The 2,502-nt window shown below is 38.8% G+C and carries 1 protein-coding gene; it reads left to right on the top strand.

The window, feature by feature from the left end:
• Positions 1–103 precede the first annotated feature (103 nt).
• Entirely contained in the window at positions 104–2,407 is a 2,304-nt protein-coding gene (locus LC605_RS32500) for a DUF1156 domain-containing protein (RefSeq protein ID WP_229551474.1), read from the top strand.
• The last annotated feature ends 95 nt before the right edge of the window (positions 2,408–2,502 follow it).

Below are 2,502 nucleotides of genomic sequence, written 5' to 3'. Positions count from 1 at the left end.
TTATAAGCAAATACAACGCCAACGCAAGCAAGCAGAAGGACTTTCCTGTTAATTTGGTAAAGAATTTGCTAGTAAATCGTGTTTTGTTCTGTACCACTAATCTATGACCAACTCAACCCCCAAACGCCCATCTGTCTTTATCGAAAAAATGATGCCCGTGCAACTGCTGAATGAGCAAGTTAATTTTGAACATGGGGGAAATCCATTTAAAGGATTACATCGCTGGTATTCGCGTAAGCCATTGTCTTTTAGTCGCGCCAGTGTGTTGGCTTCTTTATTACCAGCAGATATCACAATGCAAGAATTTGAATATTTGCTGGGGTTAGTACCGGGGAAGGAGGTAAAGCTATATAAAACGCCGCCTAATTCTGTGCAAATTAAGAAGGTGCAGGATTATTGTGAGAAGGTTTGGGGAACTCGCACACCGACTGTGTTAGATGCGTTTGCAGGTGGTGGAAGTATCCCTTTTGAGGCGGCGAGATATGGGTTAAATGTGCTGGCTTCTGATTTAAATCCTGTGGCGGTGGTGACGATGAAGGCGGCGATGGAATATCCGCTAAAGTTTGGCCCAGATTTGCAGCAGGATATTGATAAATGGGTGAAGTGGGTAGGGGATGAGGCGGAGAAAAGTTTGGCTGAGTTTTTCCCATGTTTATCTGATGAAAAGACGGTACATTATCTTTGGGCGCATACAGTTGTTTGTCCTAATTGTGAGTCTGTTGTTCCGTTGAGTCCTAATTGGTGGTTATACAGACGCACTGAGAAACAAAATTTGCATAGATGGTGTGCTGTAAAACCTATTCCTAATCCTGAAAATAAGCGAGTTGACTTTGAATTGGTTAAGGGTAGGAAGGGGAAGGGAACAACAATATTAACAAATGAAGGAGAATATGATCCAGAACATAAAAGCACTATTAGTAGAGGTGTAGGCAAATGTCCAAATTGTAATAGCGTAATTGAAGAAGAAACAATAAAAGCTTACGCTCAATCAAATACATTAGGACATCAATTATATGCAGTTGCTTATCGTAAAAACAGTGGTTCTCTAGAATTTAGAATACCTAATCACATAGATTTACAAGGTATTCAAAAGTCAGAATTATTTTTATTTTCTAAAATAAATGAATGGGAATTATCTGGAATCATCCCTACTCAGCAAATACCTGACAATACTCATAGAGGGCCAGATATGTACCTTTATGGGATTCATCAATGGCATCAAATGTTTAATTTACGTCAGGTTTTAACTATTGGAACTTATGTGGAGATTATTAGAAAAGCAAAGTTAAAAATTCAATATGAATATGAGTCAGAAAAATCTAATGCTATTATACTTTATTTAGCTATTATATTAAACCGATGTTTAGATAAAAACTCCCGTTTATCACATCTTGATGCAGTAACAGGTTCAGTAAAACCAGCAATGGGACAGCACTCACTTAACTTATTTTGGAACTACCCAGAAATAAGCTTGTGGGGACTATTGTGGAAATATGAATCTCCTAAAACAATATCAGATTATTGTGAATTATGTAATTTAATAAATAGTAAATCTAGTATTTTCAAGTTAGCAGGAATTGAACAGCATAACCCAAAATATATTCAAATAGACACAGCCTCAGCTGATAGCTTGATTCATATTACTGATAACTCAGTAGATGTCATAGTTACAGATCCACCCTACTATGATTCTATTCGTTATGCTGAAATTTCAGATTTTTTTTACGTTTGGTTAAGAGCAAATTTACTAGATATATTTCCTGACTTATTTTTCAATGAACTAACAGACAAAGATAGAGAAGCGATCGCAAATCCAGGACGCTTCCGTAACATGGGAGTATCACCAGAAGAACTAGCCAACCAAGACTACGAAGCAAAAATGGCAATGGCGTTCGCCGAATACCACCGAGTCCTCCGCAACGACGGCGTAATGACAGTGCAATTTAATCACAAAGACTCCGGCGCGTGGGATGTCTTAGCAAAATCCCTCATCGATGCTGGTTTCGAGATTACCGCATCTTGGGCAGTCAGTACCGAAAATCCGCAAAACTTGCACCAAGCACAGAAAAACGCAGTATCCAGCACCGTGCTTTTAGTATGCCGCAAACGCGACCCCAACGCCGAACAAGCTTGGTGGGATGATGTGCGAATTGACGTGCGAAATATCGTCTTTGAAAAAGCACCAGAACTCGAAAAATGTTTAACTGAAGATTCACGTCCTGCTGCTGATAGAGTAGCAGATCCGCAACGCCGCATTAAACCCCCTGGTATAAACTTGTGCTTAAGTGCTTTCGGTTCTGCTTTGAGTGTGTTTTTGTGGTTGGCTATGGATGAAATCAAAGCGAAAGTATCTTACAAACAGACTGAGATGCCATTTAATGAAGGTGGACAATTGAACTTATTCTGATAATTCCGAACCCAGCCAAACAACAACTAATCGATTAGAGTTTATTTAAGGAAACTAAACCATTGTCTTGAAAATCTATTTCTAGATGATATCCT

The organism is Nostoc sp. CHAB 5836 (assembly GCF_020829445.1).
Classification (GTDB): domain Bacteria; phylum Cyanobacteriota; class Cyanobacteriia; order Cyanobacteriales; family Nostocaceae; genus Nostoc.
This window is presented reverse-complemented; position numbering and strand designations above follow the sequence as displayed.

What these genes read in the sequence shown, in the direction of transcription:
- LC605_RS32500 (WP_229551474.1), top strand. Translation starts at nt 104, where the DNA reads ATGACCAACTCAACCCCCAAACGCCCATCTGTCTTTATCGAAAAAATG.